Annotated in this window: 8 protein-coding genes; all 8 read left to right on the forward strand. The window is 37.3% G+C overall.

Going from position 1 to position 18,900, the window contains the following annotated elements:
• The first annotated feature begins 52 nt into the window (after positions 1 to 52).
• Positions 53 to 532 (forward strand): T9SS type A sorting domain-containing protein, encoded by a 480-nt coding sequence (locus RF683_RS02560; RefSeq protein WP_309532652.1) that lies wholly within the window; start codon positions 53 to 55, stop codon positions 530 to 532.
• Positions 529 to 1,167 carry a hypothetical protein gene (locus RF683_RS02565; protein ID WP_309532653.1) on the forward strand — a complete coding sequence of 213 codons (639 nt, stop codon included), beginning with the start codon at positions 529 to 531 and terminating at the stop codon, positions 1,165 to 1,167. Before RF683_RS02560 ends, RF683_RS02565 begins: the two co-directional genes overlap by 4 nt.
• An 11-nt stretch (positions 1,168 to 1,178) precedes the next feature.
• On the forward strand, positions 1,179 to 12,896 hold the full coding sequence (locus tag RF683_RS02570) for a hypothetical protein (protein WP_309532654.1): 11,718 nt from the start codon (positions 1,179 to 1,181) through the stop codon (positions 12,894 to 12,896).
• A gap of 117 nt (positions 12,897 to 13,013) precedes the next feature.
• Positions 13,014 to 15,707: a beta strand repeat-containing protein gene (locus RF683_RS02575; RefSeq protein ID WP_309532655.1), complete on the forward strand. Its 2,694-nt coding sequence runs from the start codon at positions 13,014 to 13,016 to the stop codon at positions 15,705 to 15,707.
• An 8-nt stretch (positions 15,708 to 15,715) separates the two neighbouring features.
• Positions 15,716 to 16,555 (forward strand): glycine-rich protein, encoded by an 840-nt coding sequence (locus tag RF683_RS02580; RefSeq protein ID WP_309532656.1) that lies wholly within the window; start codon positions 15,716 to 15,718, stop codon positions 16,553 to 16,555.
• Between the two features lies 1 nt (position 16,556).
• Positions 16,557 to 17,582, forward strand: a complete 1,026-nt coding sequence (locus RF683_RS02585) for a hypothetical protein (protein WP_309532657.1) — start codon at positions 16,557 to 16,559, stop codon at positions 17,580 to 17,582.
• A 199-nt stretch (positions 17,583 to 17,781) separates the two neighbouring features.
• Positions 17,782 to 18,261 carry a T9SS type A sorting domain-containing protein gene (locus RF683_RS02590; protein WP_309532658.1) on the forward strand — a complete coding sequence of 160 codons (480 nt, stop codon included), beginning with the start codon at positions 17,782 to 17,784 and terminating at the stop codon, positions 18,259 to 18,261.
• Positions 18,258 to 18,896 (forward strand): hypothetical protein, encoded by a 639-nt coding sequence (locus RF683_RS02595; protein ID WP_309532659.1) that lies wholly within the window; start codon positions 18,258 to 18,260, stop codon positions 18,894 to 18,896. Before RF683_RS02590 ends, RF683_RS02595 begins: the two co-directional genes overlap by 4 nt.
• Positions 18,897 to 18,900: the final 4 nt, after the last annotated feature.

Consider the following 18,900-nt stretch of genomic DNA (forward strand, 5'->3'; position numbering starts at 1 on the left):
ATGTTAATTTTTTAATCTTTTATTAGAGAGGTTAACATAATAATAATTAATAATGCGGATATTTATTATAGTTATGTTGTTATCTGTAGGCAATGTTGTTTATGGTCAACAGCTTCATCATGAGATGTTAAGTTCCCAAGGGGGCAGTTCAGTTACATCAAGTGGTTATTTAGTTCGTTATACGGTTGGTCAACAATCGGTTACGGGTACTTCTACAACAGGTTATGTTGTTCAGCAAGGTTTTCAGCAAAGTAATTGGGGAAGAATACTTTCACAGAATACAATTTCTGTTGTTACTACTGTTTATCCAAATCCGTTTGTTGATTTGGTTAAATTTTCCTTTTCAAGTTCCCCGGGTAGTACTATCGATGTTTTAGTTTTTGATATTTTAGGTCGTTTGGTTCATTCGGAGTCGGTACAAAATGATTCGAATTTAATTTCGCTAGATTTAAAAAAATTATCCAGTGCTGAATATTTAGTAAAACTATCTTCAGGAAGCTATATTCATTCAGCAAAAATTATAAAACAATGATGCAAAGAGTTATGTTGATTTTGGTTTTACTAGTAAGCCAATCTCTATTTTCACAGGAGTTATTTTTCAATTTAGGGAGTAATTCTACGGTTTACAATTACAAAAATTCCTTAGGTCAATCTAATCCTAATTTACGTTCTTCTACAGGTTCTTTTTATGAATTTGGTTATGAGTTTTTATTTGGAGGAGCAAGTTCTAGTATGGAAAGTAATTTTTCTTATGCTGCCAGTTTGACCTTAAATCAATTTAATGCAAAAGGTGGAGATTTTAATAACACGTATTCTTGGAATACGAGTTATTTAGGTATACAGAATGCTGTTTTGGGTACGGTAGTGCGTTCTTCTAAAAACACTTTTGTTGTTAAGCTTAAAGCAGGCTTGAATACAAGTACTATTGTTAAAGGGGAACAAACCCTTAACAATATGGTTTATGATATTAAGAATCATTCCGAGTTTAAAGGCTTGTTAGTACAACCTATGGGTGGAGTTGATTTACGATTAGAGCTTACCGAATCTATTTTATTAAGTGCAGGATATAATTATTCTAAAGCCTTTAATGTTTCGAATAAATCCTCGGAGAAATTAGGTTTTTCAACCCATCAAATTCAATTAGGTCTTCATTATAATATAAATTAAGAAAGAAAAGAATGAGAAAGATATATTTATTTTTAGTAGTACTGGTATCGTTTGTTGGATTTGCTCAAAATGGCATTTCCTACCAGGCATTAATAGTAAATCCTGCTGGCGAGCAATTACCAGGAGTTAATAATACAAATACCCCTTTATCAAACAAATTGGTTTGTTTACGTTTTGCTATAATTGATCATACAAATCAAATAGAATACCTAGAAACTCAGAAAGTGACTACAGATGCTTATGGTATTGTGAATTTAGTTATTGGTACAGGTCAACAAGTAGGAGGGTATGCGTCTACCTTTTCGAATGTTGTTTGGGGTAATAATCCAAAAAGTTTACGTGTTGAATTAGATGTTAATGGTATTTGTACCTATTTTACAACGATAAGTAATCAACCTTTCACCTATGTTCCTTTTGCGTATTATGCGGCCAATACTGATGTTGAAAATGCTACTACCATTAGTACAGGTTTGGTTCAATTGGCAGGAGATTTAGGCGGTGTTGGGACTACAGCTACTGCACCGATAATTTCAAATAATGCGATAACTACAGCAAAGTTAAATAATGGTGCTGTTACTCCGATAAAGATAGCTTCAGGAGCGAATAATACGGTTTTAGTTACTGATTCGACTGGGAATGTGGCTTGGATAGATAGCGCTTCGTTTGGTGCAGTTGCCGATCAAACCACGATTCAGGGAGCGGGAACAACAGCGAATCCCTTCAAAGTAAAAGATTTAGGAATCGTAACAAATAAAATTGCAGATTTAGCGGTGACTAATGCTAAATTAGCAGCAGATGCTGTAACCACTGATAAGATATTAGACGGGGAAGTTCAAACGGTTGATATTAAAAATTTAAATGTTACAACACCAAAACTTGCGGATGCTGCTGTAACTACTGAAAAAATAGCTTCAGGCGGTAACAATAAAGTATTAGTAACTGACAATTCAGGTACAGTAGCATGGATTGATAAAGATGCTTTCGGTGTAATGGCAGATCAAATTACTATTGAAGGCGCCGGTACAACAGCTAATCCATTCAAAGTAAAAGACTTAGGAATTGTAACAAATAAACTTGCAGATTTAGCAGTAACCAATGCTAAATTAGCAGCCGATGCTGTAACCACTGATAAGATATTAGATGGAGAAGTTCAAACAGCTGATATCAAAAATTTAAATGTAACTACTACTAAATTAGCTGATGCAGCAGTTACAACTTCAAAAATAGCTTCGGGTACAAATAATACCGTATTAGTTACTGACGCAACAGGTGCGGTGGCCTGGATAGATAGCGCCTCATTTGGAGCAGTTGCCGATCAGACTACGATTCAGGGAGCCGGTACAACAACTAGTCCATTCAAAGTAAAAGATTTAGGAATCGTAACAAATAAAATTGCAGATTTAGCAGTTACTAATGCTAAATTAGCAGCCGATGCTGTAACCACTGATAAGATATTAGATGGAGAAGTTCAAACAGCTGATATCAAAAATTTAAATGTAACTACTACTAAATTAGCTGATGCAGCAGTTACAACTTCAAAAATAGCTTCGGGTACAAATAATACCGTATTAGTTACTGACGCAACAGGTGCGGTGGCTTGGATAGATAGCGCTTCATTTGGAGCAGTTGCTGATATGACTTCCATTGAAGGAGCTGGTACAACTGCAAGTCCATTCAAAGTAAAAGATTTAGGGATAGTTACCAATAAAATTGCAACTGCTGCAGTAACACCGAATAAGATTGCACCAGGTTCTAATAATACTGTTTTAGTAACAGATTTTATGGGAAATGTAGCATGGATTGATAGCGGTTCTTTCGGTGCAGTTGCAGATATGACTTCTATCGAAGGTTTAGGTACTACTGCAAGTCCATTTAAAGTTAAGGATTTGGGAATAATTACCGCTAAGTTAGCCGATGGCGCAGTGGTAACTTCTAAAATAGCTAATGCTGCGGTAACTACAACAAAAATAGCTTCTGGTGGAAATAGTAAAGTACTGGTTACAGATAATACAGGTGTAGTAGCATGGATTGATGCGACAGCGTTTGGAGCAGTAGCAGATATGAATACTATAGAAGGCTCAGGAACTACAGCAAGTCCCTTTAAAGTAAAAGACTTAGGTATAATCACAGCTAAATTAGCCGATGGCGCAGTTACAACAGTTAAAATTGCAGATTTGAATGTAACGACTTCAAAAATTGCGGATGCCAACGTAACTACTGCAAAGCTTGCTGATTTAAATGTTACTACCAATAAATTAGCTAATGCAGCCGTAACCACTACAAAGATAGCTTCAGGTGGAAATAGTAAAGTACTGGTGACAGATAATACAGGTGTAGTAGCATGGATTGACGCAACAGCCTTTGGAGCAGTGGCCGACATGAGTACCATAGAAGGCGCAGGAACTTCAGCAAGCCCCTTTAAAGTAAAAGATTTAGGTATCATTACTGCTAAAATCGCTGATAATGCTGTAACAACTGACAAAATTGCGGATTTAAATGTAACAACAAATAAAGTAGCCAACAACGCCATCACCACTTCAAAGCTAGCGGATTTAAACGTAACGACTACCAAATTAGCTGATGCTGCGGTAACCACTACAAAGATTGCATCAGGAGGTAACAATAAAGTATTGGTCACAGATAACACAGGCGCAGTAGCTTGGATAGACGGTACAGCTTTTGGGGCAGTAGCAGATCAAAGCACTATAGAAGGCGCAGGAACCACTGCAAGCCCATTTAAAGTAAAAGACTTAGGAATCATCACTGCTAAACTAGCCGATGGTGCAGTAACTACAATAAAAATAGCGGATGCCAATGTAACCACCGCTAAGATAGCAGACAGTAACATAACCACCGCAAAAATAGCAGATGCCAATGTTACCAATGCCAAATTAGCTACCGATGCGGTTACTACAGGCAAAATATTAGACGGAACGATTATCGTAGATGATTTAGCAAACAACGCTGTTGAAACAGCAAAAATTAAAGATTTAAATGTAACGACTACCAAATTAGCTGATGCTGCGGTAACGACTACAAAGATTGCTTCAGGCGGAAACAACAAAGTATTAGTGACGGATAACACAGGCGCAGTTGCTTGGATAGACGGGACATCCTTTGGCGCCGTAGCAGATCAAACAACCATTGAAGGTGCAGGAACCACTGCAAGTCCATTCAAAGTAAAAGACTTAGGCATCATCACAGCTAAGTTAGCTGACAACGCTGTAACAACTATTAAGATAGCCGATGCAAATGTAACGACTGCAAAAATTGCAGACTCCAATATAACGACATCAAAAATAGCTGATGCTAATGTTACTAATGCCAAACTAGCAACTGATGCAGTTACTACCGGCAAAATATTAGACGGCACGATTATCGTAGATGATTTAGCAAACAACGCAGTTGAAACAGCAAAAATCAAAGATTTAAACGTAACCACAACCAAACTAGCCGATGCAGCTGTAACTACTACGAAAATTGCTTCAGGAGGTAACAATAAAGTATTGGTCACAGATAACACAGGCGCAGTGGCTTGGATAGACGGAACAGCTTTTGGGGCAGTAGCAGACCAAAGCACTATTGAAGGCGCAGGAACTACAGCCAGTCCATTTAAAGTAAAAGACTTAGGCATCATCACAGCTAAACTAGCAGACAATGCCGTAACTACTATTAAAATAGCTGATGCAAATGTAACCACAGCAAAAATTGCAGATTCCAATGTAACGACATCGAAAATAGCTGATGCAAACGTTACCAATGCTAAACTAGCAACTGATGCAGTTACTACAGGCAAAATATTAGACGGCACGATTATCGTAGATGATTTAGCAAACAACGCAGTTGAAACAGCAAAAATCAAAGATTTAAATGTAACCACAACTAAATTAGCCGATGCAGCCGTAACCACTACGAAGATTGCTTCAGGAGGTAACAACAAAGTATTGGTAACAGATAATACAGGCGCAGTAGCTTGGATAGACGGGACGGCCTTTGGGGCAGTAGCAGACCAAAGCACCATTGAAGGCGCAGGAACTACAGCCAGTCCATTTAAAGTAAAAGACTTAGGCATCATCACAGCTAAACTAGCAGACAATGCCGTAACTACTATTAAAATAGCTGATGCAAATGTAACCACAGCAAAAATTGCAGATTCAAATGTAACGACATCAAAAATAGCTGATGCTAATGTTACCAATGCTAAACTAGCAACTGATGCAGTTACTACAGGCAAAATATTAGACGGCACGATTATCGTAGATGATTTAGCAAACAACGCAGTTGAAACAGCCAAAATCAAAGATTTAAATGTAACCACAACCAAACTAGCCGATGCGGCTGTAACCACTACGAAGATTGCATCAGGAGGTAACAATAAAGTATTGGTCACAGATAACACAGGCGCAGTAGCTTGGATAGACGGTACAGCCTTTGGGGCAGTAGCAGACCAAAGCACTATTGAAGGCGCAGGAACTACAGCCAGTCCATTTAAAGTAAAAGACTTAGGTATTATCACTGCTAAACTAGCAGACAATGCCGTAACTACTATTAAAATCGCCGATGCAAATGTAACGACTGCAAAAATTGCAGACTCCAATATAACGACATCAAAAATAGCTGATGCAAACGTTACCAATGCTAAACTAGCAACTGATGCAGTAACTACAGCCAAAATATTAGACGGCACGATTATCGTAGATGATTTAGCGAACAACGCTGTTGAAACAGCAAAAATCAAAGATTTAAACGTAACCACAACCAAACTAGCCGATGCGGCTGTAACTACTACGAAGATTGCTTCAGGAGGTAATAATAAAGTATTGGTGACGGATAACACAGGTGCAGTGGCTTGGATAGACGGTACAGCCTTTGGGGCAGTAGCAGACCAAAGCACTATTGAAGGCGCAGGAACTACAGCAAGTCCTTTTAAAGTAAAAGACTTAGGCATCATCACAGCTAAACTAGCAGACAATGCCGTAACTACTATTAAAATAGCTGATGCAAATGTAACCACAGCAAAAATTGCAGATTCCAATATAACGACATCAAAAATAGCTGATGCAAATGTAACGACAGCCAAGATAGCCGATTCAAATGTAACAAATGCTAAATTAGCTACTGATGCTGTAACAACAGATAAAATAATTAATGCAACAATTATAAATGAAGATATTGCAGATAATACTATCACAACTGAAAAAATAGCAGGTCAAATTGCTGTTACTGAAGGCGGCACTGGGTCAGATATGAGTACAACTACTGGATATGTTAAACAAGCCAGTACGGGTGCTAGTTTTACAACTGTAACCACAATACCAGTCGCTGATGTAACGGGAGCTGTCAGAAAAGTTAACGGAACGTTGCCTAATTCTAATGGTGAGGTAACAATAAATTGGGGTACTGTCTATTCAGGTACTTTATCAAATATTGCGACGGTTGTGCCAAATCCAGCTAATGGGGATACTTATGTAATTGCAAATGATTCTTCTACAAATAATGGTAGAACATTTATATATGATGGTACAAATTGGTTAGAAGTAACTCCAAATCAAGCTGCTTTAGACGCAAGGTATTTGAGATTAACGGGCGATTCTATGCAAGGAAATATTATTATTCCTTCTAATAATAAAATCACACTAACTGATACACCAACAAATGCAACAGACGCAGCAAATAAAGCATATGTAGATGCTCAAATTGCCAATGGTGCTCCTGATGCAACAAGTGCAGTTAATGGTAAAGTAAGATTAGCAGGAGATTTAGCAGGAACAGGTTCTACGGCGGCTACTCCAATAATTTCAAACAACGCCATCACTACTTCAAAGCTAGCGGATGTAAACGTAACCACAACCAAACTAGCCGATGCGGCTGTAACTACTACGAAGATTGCATCAGGAGGTAATAATAAAGTATTGGTGACGGATAACACAGGTGCAGTGGCTTGGATAGACGGAACAGCTTTTGGGGCAGTAGCAGACCAAAGCACCATTGAAGGCGCAGGAACTACAGCCAGTCCATTTAAAGTAAAAGACTTAGGCATCATCACAGCTAAACTAGCAGACAATGCCGTAACTACTATTAAAATAGCTGATGCAAATGTAACCACAGCAAAAATTGCAGATTCAAATGTAACGACATCGAAAATAGCTGATGCAAACGTTACCAATGCTAAACTAGCAACTGATGCAGTTACTACAGGCAAAATATTAGACGGCACGATTATCGTAGATGATTTAGCAAACAACGCAGTTGAAACAGCCAAAATCAAAGATTTAAATGTAACCACAACCAAACTAGCCGATGCGGCTGTAACCACTACGAAGATTGCATCAGGAGGTAACAATAAAGTATTGGTCACAGATAACACAGGCGCAGTAGCTTGGATAGACGGTACAGCTTTTGGGGCAGTAGCAGATCAAAGCACTATAGAAGGCGCAGGAACCACTGCAAGCCCATTTAAAGTAAAAGACTTAGGAATCATCACTGCTAAACTAGCCGATGGTGCAGTAACTACAATAAAAATAGCGGATGCCAATGTAACCACCGCTAAGATAGCAGACAGTAACATAACCACCGCAAAAATAGCAGATGCCAATGTTACCAATGCCAAATTAGCTACCGATGCGGTTACTACAGGCAAAATATTAGACGGAACGATTATCGTAGATGATTTAGCAAACAACGCTGTTGAAACAGCAAAAATTAAAGATTTAAATGTAACGACTACCAAATTAGCTGATGCTGCGGTAACGACTACAAAGATTGCTTCAGGCGGAAACAACAAAGTATTAGTGACGGATAACACAGGCGCAGTTGCTTGGATAGACGGGACATCCTTTGGCGCCGTAGCAGATCAAACAACCATTGAAGGTGCAGGAACCACTGCAAGTCCATTCAAAGTAAAAGACTTAGGCATCATCACAGCTAAGTTAGCTGACAACGCTGTAACAACTATTAAGATAGCCGATGCAAATGTAACGACTGCAAAAATTGCAGACTCCAATATAACGACATCAAAAATAGCTGATGCTAATGTTACTAATGCCAAACTAGCAACTGATGCAGTTACTACCGGCAAAATATTAGACGGCACGATTATCGTAGATGATTTAGCAAACAACGCAGTTGAAACAGCAAAAATCAAAGATTTAAACGTAACCACAACCAAACTAGCCGATGCAGCTGTAACTACTACGAAAATTGCTTCAGGAGGTAACAATAAAGTATTGGTCACAGATAACACAGGCGCAGTGGCTTGGATAGACGGAACAGCTTTTGGGGCAGTAGCAGACCAAAGCACTATTGAAGGCGCAGGAACTACAGCCAGTCCATTTAAAGTAAAAGACTTAGGCATCATCACAGCTAAACTAGCAGACAATGCCGTAACTACTATTAAAATAGCTGATGCAAACGTTACCAATGCTAAACTAGCAACTGATGCAGTTACTACAGGCAAAATATTAGACGGCACGATTATCGTAGATGATTTAGCAAACAACGCAGTTGAAACAGCAAAAATCAAAGATTTAAATGTAACCACAACTAAATTAGCCGATGCAGCCGTAACCACTACGAAGATTGCTTCAGGAGGTAACAACAAAGTATTGGTAACAGATAACACAGGCGCAGTAGCTTGGATAGACGGGACGGCCTTTGGCGCCGTAGCAGATCAAACAACCATTGAAGGCGCAGGAACTACTGCAAGTCCATTCAAAGTAAAAGACTTAGGTATTATCACTGCTAAACTAGCAGACAATGCCGTAACTACTATTAAAATAGCTGATGCAAATATAACAACAGCTAAATTAGCTGACGCTTCTGTTTCAACTGCAAAAGTGATTGACGGAAATATAACTACAAGCAAATTAGCTAATGCAGCCGTAACCACTACGAAGATTGCTTCAGGAGGTAACAATAAAGTATTGGTCACAGATAATACAGGCGTAGTAGCTTGGATAGACGGCACAGCTTTTGGTGCAGTAGCAGACCAAAGCACTATAGAAGGTGCAGGAACTACAGCAAGTCCATTTAAAGTAAAAGATTTAGGTATCATCACAGCTAAGCTAGCTGACAATGCCGTAACGACTATTAAAATAGCGGATGCGAATGTAACCACAGCAAAAATTGCAGATTCAAATGTAACGACAGCAAAAATCGCCGATGCTAATGTAACAAGCGCCAAGATTGCAGATTCTAATGTAACTACGGCTAAAGTAGCCGACTTAAACATTACAACAACTAAACTAGCCGATTCAGCCGTAACTACTACGAAGATTGCATCAGGAGGTAACAATAAAGTATTGATAACAGATAACACAGGCGCAGTGGCTTGGATAGACGGTACAGCCTTTGGGGCAGTAGCAGACCAAAGCACCATTGAAGGCGCAGGAACTACAGCCAGTCCATTTAAAGTAAAAGACTTAGGCATTATTACAGCTAAACTCGCAGACAATGCGGTAACCACTATTAAAATAGCTGATGCGAATATAACAACAGCTAAACTCGCAGACGCTTCTGTGTCAACTGCAAAAGTTATTGATGGTAATATTACGACAGCTAAGTTAGCAGAGGCAAATGTGACCACTGCAAAATTAGCCGATGCTAATGTAACGACATCAAAATTAGCTGATGCATCAGTTACAACTTCAAAAATTGCGTCAGGAGGAAATAGTAAAGTTTTAGTAACGGACAACACAGGTGTAGTAACTTGGATTGATGGTAATACTTTTGGTGCCATTGCAGATATGACTACTATAGAGGGCGCTGGAACTACAGCTAGCCCATTCAAAGTAAAAGATTTAGGCATCATCACAGCTAAATTAGCTGATAACGCGGTAACTTCAGCTAAAATACTTGACGGAACAATACTTGTTGATGATTTAGCAAACAACGCAGTTGAAACAGCAAAAATTAAAGATTTAAATGTTACTACAAGTAAGCTTGCAAATGATGCTGTAACAACAGGTAAAATTTTAGATGGAACTATATTAAATGCTGATATTGCAGATAATACTATTAACACTTCAAAAATCGCAGGTCAGATTGCTGTGTCAGATGGAGGAACAGGTTCTGATATGAGTGCAACAACTGGATATGTTAAACAAGCTAGTATTGGTGCTAATTTTACAACAGTAACATCAATACCTGTAGCCGATGTAGCTGGTGCTGTAAGAAAAGTTAATGGTGGTTTACCAGATGGCAATGGAAATGTAACGGTTGATTTTGGAACAGTATCAACAGGTATTTTATCCAATATTCCTTTAGTAACAAATCCTGAGCTAACAAATGGGGACATTTATGTAGTATCAGGGGATTCAAATCCTTTGAATAATGGATTAACCTATATTTTTGATGGTTCTCAATGGCAAGAAGTAACTCCTAATCAAGCCGCATTAGACGCTCGTTATTTGAGATTGGCTGGGGATACAATGCAAGGAAATATTGTAATTCCTGCTACTAAAAAAATTACAATAACAGATGCTCCAAATACTGCAACAGATGCTGTTAATAAAGCCTATGTTGATGCGCAAATTGCTAGTGGCGCCCCAGATGCAACTACTAGTTTAAAAGGTAAAATACAATTAGGAGGAGATCTTGCAGGTACAGGTACTACAGCTGCAGCACCTATAATATCAGATAATGCAATAACAAACAATAAAATAAATTCAGACGCTGTTACTACGGATAAAATTCAAAACGGAACAATTATTGGTTCAGATTTAGCAAATGGTATTATTACTAATGCCAAATTAGCAGAAACGATAACCGTTCCAAATGGAGGGACTGGAGCAACAACACTTACGGGTTATGTAAAAGGAAACGGAACAAATGCAATGACAGCTGTTACTTCAATTCCTGTGGCAGATATTGTTGGTGCACAAACAACAGCGAATTTAGCTACTGATATTACAGCAAATACAGGTTCAAATACATTATATCCTTCAGTTGCTGCGGTAGAAAATTTTGTTGCAAATAGTGCTACACCAGATGCTACTACTTCAAGTAAAGGAAAAATAAAATTAGCAGGAGATTTAGCGGGTACCGCTGATTTACCTACGGTTCCGGCTTTAGCAACAAAAGCCCCAATTTCTTCACCGAGCTTTACAGGTGTCCCTTTAGCACCTACAGCATCAGCTGGAACTAATTCAACGCAAATTGCTACAACCGAATTTGTTACAACTGCAGTGGCAGCAGCTACAATAGCAGATGCTTCAAGTTCTGTGAAAGGTAAAATTCAATTAGCAGGTGATTTAGGAGGTTCTAATGATGCTGCAAATCCAACGATTTCAACTGGTGCAGTATCCACTTCAAAATTAGCGGATAATGCGGTTACAACTATAAAAATTACAGATGAAAATGTAACTACAATTAAAATTGCAAATGATGCCATTACTAATGCTAAACTAGCAGATAATGCAGTGCAATCTGAAAATATTGTTGATGGAAATATAACGACAGCTAAATTAGCAAATACTTCGGTTACTACTTCTAAAATTGTATCAGGTTCAAATAATACTGTTTTAGTTACAGATAACTTAGGTGCTGTGTCTTGGATTGACAGAAGTGCTTTTGGTGCAGTGGCAGATCAAATCACAATAGAAGGCGCAGGAACGACACTTTCTCCTTTTGCCGTAAAAGATGGTGCTATTACGACAGCAAAATTAGCAGATAATGCAGTTACAACAATAAAAATTAATGATGATGCTGTTACTACATCAAAAATTACTGGAAGTGCTATTACCACTGTAAAACTAGCTGATAATGCTGTAACTACAGTTAAGATTGCAAATGCTTCCATAACGAATGCTAAACTTGGTGAAATTGTTTCTGTAGAAAAAGGAGGTTCCGGTACAAATATGTCTTCTACCTCTGGGTATGTTAAGCAAGCAACTGCAGGTGCTAATTTTACAACTACATCAACAATACCAGTTGCAGATGTAACAGGAGCAGTAAGAAAAGTTAATGGTTCTAGTCCTGATGCCAATGGAAATGTAACAGTAACATTTGGAACTGTATTTACGGGTACTTTAGCGAATAGACCAACTGTAGTTTCTAGTCCTAACAATGGAGATATTTACGTGGTTTCGAGTGATTCAAATGCATTAAATAACGGTATTACATATATTTATGATGGTTCTGCATGGCAAGAAGTAACAGCGAACCAAGCTTCTTTAGATGCGCGATATTTGAAATTGGCAGGAGGAACCATGCAAGGCGATTTAGCAATTCCTACCGGAAAAGATTTAACAATTGCCGATGCACCTACAAATGCAACAGATGCTGTAAATAAAGCATACGTAGATAGTCAAATAACGGCTAATACTACGCTAGACGCAACTTCTACAGTAAAAGGAAAACTGCAATTAGCAGGAGATTTAGGTGGGACGGCTGTAGCTCCTTCAGTTATCAAATTACAAGGAACGTCAGTTAGTAGTACAGCACCGATAAATGGGCAATTGTTGCAATATGATGGTGCTAATTGGAAGCCAGTAAATGTGAATACAATTGTTAAAATGGAGACTGATGAATTTGTAGCTACTGCTGCACAAGGTTCTTTTACATTGACAGCTACTCCTATCGGAAAAATTGCTATGTATATTAATGGAGTTAGAGTTCCAAAAGCAGCAATATCAGTATCAGGAACTACTGTGACATATACAAATTCAAATAATGGAGGGTACGTAGTCTTGGCTAATGACAGAATAACATTTGATTATATTACTAATTAATATATTTGTAAAAAATACATGTTACCATATCGCCACTACTAAAAGTTAGTTTAAACTAGTATATATAGTTAAAGAGGCGATTTAATATGTTACCACTAAAAAATAAAATTTAAACATATGAAAAAAGTATTTATTTTAGTTTTATTCTTTAATTTTATTTTGGCATACGCCCAAGATAAAGTAGTCAGTAAAAATGGTAAAGAAATAGAAGTCAATAAAGATGCTTCAACAACCTCAAAGGGAGTCGTAAAATTAGCTGGTGACCTTGGCGGAACTGCTGATTTACCAACTGTCCCTGGATTAACAACAAAGCAAGATGTATTAACGTTAACAACAACGGGAACTGGAGCGGCTACGTTAACAGGATCTACTTTAAATATACCCACTCCAAGTCAGGGTTCTCCTTTTACTCTGCAAGGAACTACTACTGATGCGGGTACAGATAAAACGAGTGTGATAGATAGATCAGGTAGTATTGAAGTGAAAAGTGGTTATTTAAAGGCTATTGGAAACGGAAATACTTTTACAATAGATCCAACTGATGCTACTGGACCTAGATTAAAATTAGGGCCAGTGGCTGTTCCAAATGGTTATTTTGAATTAGGCTCGTACAATTCTATAAATAATTTTGACACTAAAACAAGAGATTTTAATTTGATGAGTACGGCTAAAAATAATGCCTTTTATTTAAAAAATGATACTGGATTTATTGGAATTGGAATAGGAAATCCACTTTCTCTTTTTTCTAATGCTGCCAGTACTACAAATTTTGTTTCCTCAAATAATTCTACCCAAAGTACAACAGGTATCTCTTGGTTAACAAATACAACGGGTTATAATACTTCTTTATATAATTCTAATAATGTAGTTGGATCAAATGGACTTCAAATAAAAGTAGCCAATACCTCAAATCAAACAATAGCTTTAGAAGTGGGACAAAATACTACATTGAGTGGTACATCAATCCCTTTGTTTAATGTATTGGGTAATGGAAATGTAGGCATTGGCACCAATACTCCAGCTACTAAATTAGAAATTACATCAGGTATATCAGGTACATCAGGATTAAGATTTACTAATTTAACTAGTGCAGCTACGCCTTCTTCAAATAGTAACTTTTTATCCTTGGACGCTTCAGGAAATGTTATTTATGCTACAAGTGGAACTACATTACCTTTAATTACTGCTAATGGAATAAATTCTGCTACAACAGAAGTAAGGGATTATAATGTGTGGGCAAACCGAGGAAATGGTTTCTATATTACTGATTCAGCTGGTGCAATTGGTAATGCCATTCCTAACAATGGTGCATGGTTTGCCTTGTCTCAAGTAGCAAATGGGTCAAATTATTTTGGGCAAACTTCTTTAAACGATCAAGGATTTTGGTTTAGAGGAGGGCCAACTTCAACTATTGTTTCAAATACATGGTTTCGAACACTTTCATTAAATGCTAATTCAAGATTTGTAGCTCAATGGGATAATACCACTAATAATACGGTTACATTGAATAATAGAGATAATGGTCCTTTGGCTTTTGCAACTAATGATTTAGAACGAATGCGAATATTAGCTAATGGAAATATAGGTATAGGAACCACAACACCCTCAGCTCAATTAGAAGTGGCTACAAACAATGCATTATCTACAATAATCAGAAGGGGCGGTACGGCAGATCTTACACCCGCTAATTTAGTTTTACAGAAGACTATGGGAGCTGATGCCGCAACGCATGGTGCTGTAACTAATGGAAATTTTGTAGGTAGAATTTTATTCAGTGCTTCAAATGGGACTACTTATCCTACAAACGGAACTGATATTGTAGGTTACACTGCCGGTTTACAATCTGCAACTAACAATGGTGGTGGAATATTGTTTAGAACGGTACCACAAAATAGCATTGCACCGTCTATAGAAAGAATGCGAATTGAACATAATGGTAATGTAGGTATCGGCACGCCAAATCCAACTACAAATTTAGATATTGTAGGTGGAATGAGTTTGAGAAATGTAGTTGGAGCTACAGGTTCTAATTATGGAATAGAGTTTAATACCAATTCAAATTCTCCTCGCATTGATTGGATATATAATGGATCGTATACGGGTTCTTTTGCGGGAGATTCTGATTTTTTCTTTCGCCTTCAAAATAGTAAGCAAGGTTCAGGAGGATTTAGGTTTATGACCAATCCAAGTGGTACTGCTTTGGAAAGATTGACTATTTTAAATAATGGAAACATTGGTATTGGGAACACTGCACCTTCTCAAAAAATGAATATTGTAGGAATCAATAATCAACCTGCTACGACGGGAACTGCATCAAATGCTATCTTGCGTATAGAAGGAAGCACTAATCATGTATTGGATTTTGGTACTTATGCTAATAGTCCATTTGGTTCATATGTTCAATCAGTCGATAAATCAAATTTAGCGACGGGCTTACCTCTTACTCTTAATCCTGTAGCGGGTAACGTAGGAATTGGGACCTCAAATCCAACCTCTAAATTAGAAGTTAATGGTGCGGCAACAAATACTACTGCATTCAATGCAGCTGCTGGCACAAGTATTGATTTTTCTAAAAGTAATTTAGCTTATACCACTGCCAGTGCAGGAGCGTTTACTTTGACAAATTTGAAAGATGGGGGAACGTATACGTTAGCAGTACAAGGTGCTACTTCGGGGACTTCTAGTTTTACAGCAACAGGTTTTACTTTTAAATCTCCAAATAATAGCGCTACAATTGCAAGTAAACACACTTTATATACTTTTATAGTAATGGGAACTACGGTTTATTATTATATGACAACCGGATTATAATAGGATATATGCAGAAAATAGTAGTTTCCTTTTTATTGTTTGTTGTTACAAATGCTTTTGGACAAATTATGGGGACACCTTATATTGTTCCACTGGCTACTTTTCAAAATAATGTTACTTTTAATTATACGGGTGCTCAACAATCATGGGTTGTTCCTTTAGATGTTACGAAGATTGGAGTTGAATTAGTAGGCGCTCAAGGTGGGGGTACAAATGCGGGTAAGGGAGGAAAAGTAACTGCTGAATTAACCGTTACGCCCGGAACTACTTTGATTTTAATTGTTGGTGGACAGCCCATAAATGCTAACGCTGTATATGGTGGAGGTGGTATAGGAGGATCAAATGGTGCAACAACTACTAGAAATGGTTTTGCTGGTGGAGGACTAGCGGGAATATATTTAACTTCTGAGAATCAAGCGAATGCATTTGCTATTGCAGGAGGTGGAGGCGGAAATTCTGGGTTAAGCGCATTGCTTGGCGGTGTGGCCGGTGCACCAAATGGTACAAGTGGAGGTCAAGGAAATTATGCAGGATATCAAGAAGGAGGAAAAGGCGCTACTCAAAGTGCAGGAGGAGCAAGAGGAGTTTCAATAGATCCAGCCACCGTGGCTTCAACTGCTGGTACAGCATTGAATGGAGGGAAAGGAGGTTCTATTAATTCTTCTACATGGACAGCTGGTGGAGGAGGTGGAGCAGGATATTTTGGCGGTGGTGGAGGAGCTGGAGGCGGATCTTCGGTAGGGGCAGGAGGAGGAGGCTCTTCTTTTGTGAGTGCTACTGCTGGTACTAATATTGTATATACCAGTGGATTTAATGTGGGTAATGGTAAAATAATTATTTTCTATTAATATGACTAAATATAAATTAATTTTTGCTTTTATATTAATTCAATTCTTAACGGCTAATAGTACCGCACAAGTAGTAGGTACGCCTTATATTATACCTGTCGACAATAGGCCTATATTGGATCAGGTTGGCTTAACCCCTTCATTTGCATTTAGTACTAGAAAATTACGTGAAGGATATACTGGGCCTGCTATTCGTTTACGTAGAGCAACTGACAATTCAGAAATCGATGTTGCTTTTGATAGCGATGGAGTAGTTAGTGGCAATAGCATAGTTACATTAGTGGTTGTTGGTAGTAGTGGCGCTGCATTAGGGCAAACCACTACTTTGTCTATTTATAAAGGAGCTAATCCTTTATATGTTACTATTTGGTATGATCAAGGAGCAAATGGCTATAACGGAATACAGGCAACGACTGCTAGGCAACCTGTGTTTGCATTAACTTCAGCGGGTGCGACTAATCAATATGCAACTTTACAGTTTACGGGTACATCTAAGCATAGTGTTGTTGTAAATAAGTCTATGAATACCTTATTGACAAGTGGAATAAGAGGTAGTGTTTTAACTATAGCAAAAGTATCAAATGGTACTTCTACTAACAACTCCTTTGGACATTCAGATGCAAATGACAATAGTATCCGTTGGTCAGCACACATGAACTGGCCAGACGGTGCAAACCAAATGTATACTGATTTAGGTTCTATGGAAGGGGTAAGAAATTTTTTAAATGATGGAACAGTAGGCCTCAATAAATATAAGCAATATTCTATAGTTAGACTTGTAAACAGCAAAATCGTTAGGGTAAGTGGAATTGATAGAAATAATACTTCACTTAGCTTAACATCAAGAACTTGGCAGGCAAATTCAACTTTTGGGGTAGGCTTAACAACGGGTTCGCTTGATACCTCGTTTGGTCAAAATGGGTTTACAGGAAATATTCCTGAGTTTATACTATATAATATTGATCTTTCATCTTCTCAATTTCAATTGTTAGAGAATAATCAAATTTCATTTTGGGGAGCAAATTAATTTTTTTGTGTGTAATTTCTTAATTAATTAATACTTTGTGTAACTATTTGATAAATAAGTGTTTAAAATTATGTAGTACATATTCTACACATCTTTATGTGGTTTTTTAATATTTTTTTTAGTTGTATTATAACTATATTTGCATTTTAATTTTTAGTCTTTAATGAATTGTTAAAGATTTACATAATTCAAACAATAAATGCGGATATTTGTTACAATTATGTTGTTAGCTTTAGGATTTAATTCTTATTGTCAACAACTTCATCATGAGATGATAAGTTCTCAAGGGGGTAGTTCAGTTACTTCTAGTGGTCATTTAGTTCGATATACGGTTGGTCAACAATCTGTTATTGGTACTTCTACGAATGGCTATGTTGTTCAGCAAGGTTTTCAGCAAAGTAATTGGGGTAGAATAGTGTCAGAGAATACAATTTCTGTTGTTACTACTGTTTATCCAAATCCGTTTGTTGATTTGGTTAAATTTTCCTTTTCAAGTTCCCCGGGTAGTACTATCGATATTTTAGTTTTTGACATTTTAGGTCGTTTGGTTCATTCGGAGTCGGTACAAAATGATTCGAATTTAATTTCGCTAGATTTAAAAAAATTATCCAGTGCTGAATATTTAGTAAAACTATCTTCAGGAAGCTATATTCATTCAGCAAAAATTATAAAACAATGATACAAAGAGTTATGTTGATTTTGGTTTTACTAGTAAGCCAATCTCTATTTTCACAGGAGTTATTTTTCAATTTAGGGAGTAATTCTACGGTTTACAATTACAAAAATTCCTTAGGTCAATCTAATCCTAATTTACGTTCTTCTACAGGTTCTTTTTATGAATTTGGTTATGAGTTTTTATTTGGAGGAGCAAGTTCTAGTATGGAAAGTAATTTTTCGTATGCTGCTAGTTTGACCTTAAATCAATTTAATGCAAAAGGCGGAGATTTTAATAACACGTATTCATGGAATACGAGTTATTTAGGTATCCAGAATGCTGTTTTGGGTACGGTAGTGCGTTCTTCTAAAAATACTTTTGTTGTTAAGCTTAAAGCAGGGTTGAATACAAGTACTATTGTTAAAGGAGAACAAACACTTAACAATGTGGTTTATGATATTAAGAATCATTCCGAGTTTAAAGGCTTGTTAATACAACCTATGGGAGGCGTTGATTTGCGATTAGAACTTACCGAAGCTATTTTATTAAGTGCAGGATATAATTATTCTAAAGCCTTTAATGTTTCGAATAAATCCTCGGAGAAATTAGGTTTTTCAACCCATCAAATTCAATTAGGTCTTCATTATAATATAAATTAAGAAA

It is taken from the genome of Flavobacterium sp. 20NA77.7 (genome assembly GCF_031326205.1).
GTDB lineage: Bacteria > Bacteroidota > Bacteroidia > Flavobacteriales > Flavobacteriaceae > Flavobacterium > Flavobacterium nakdongensis.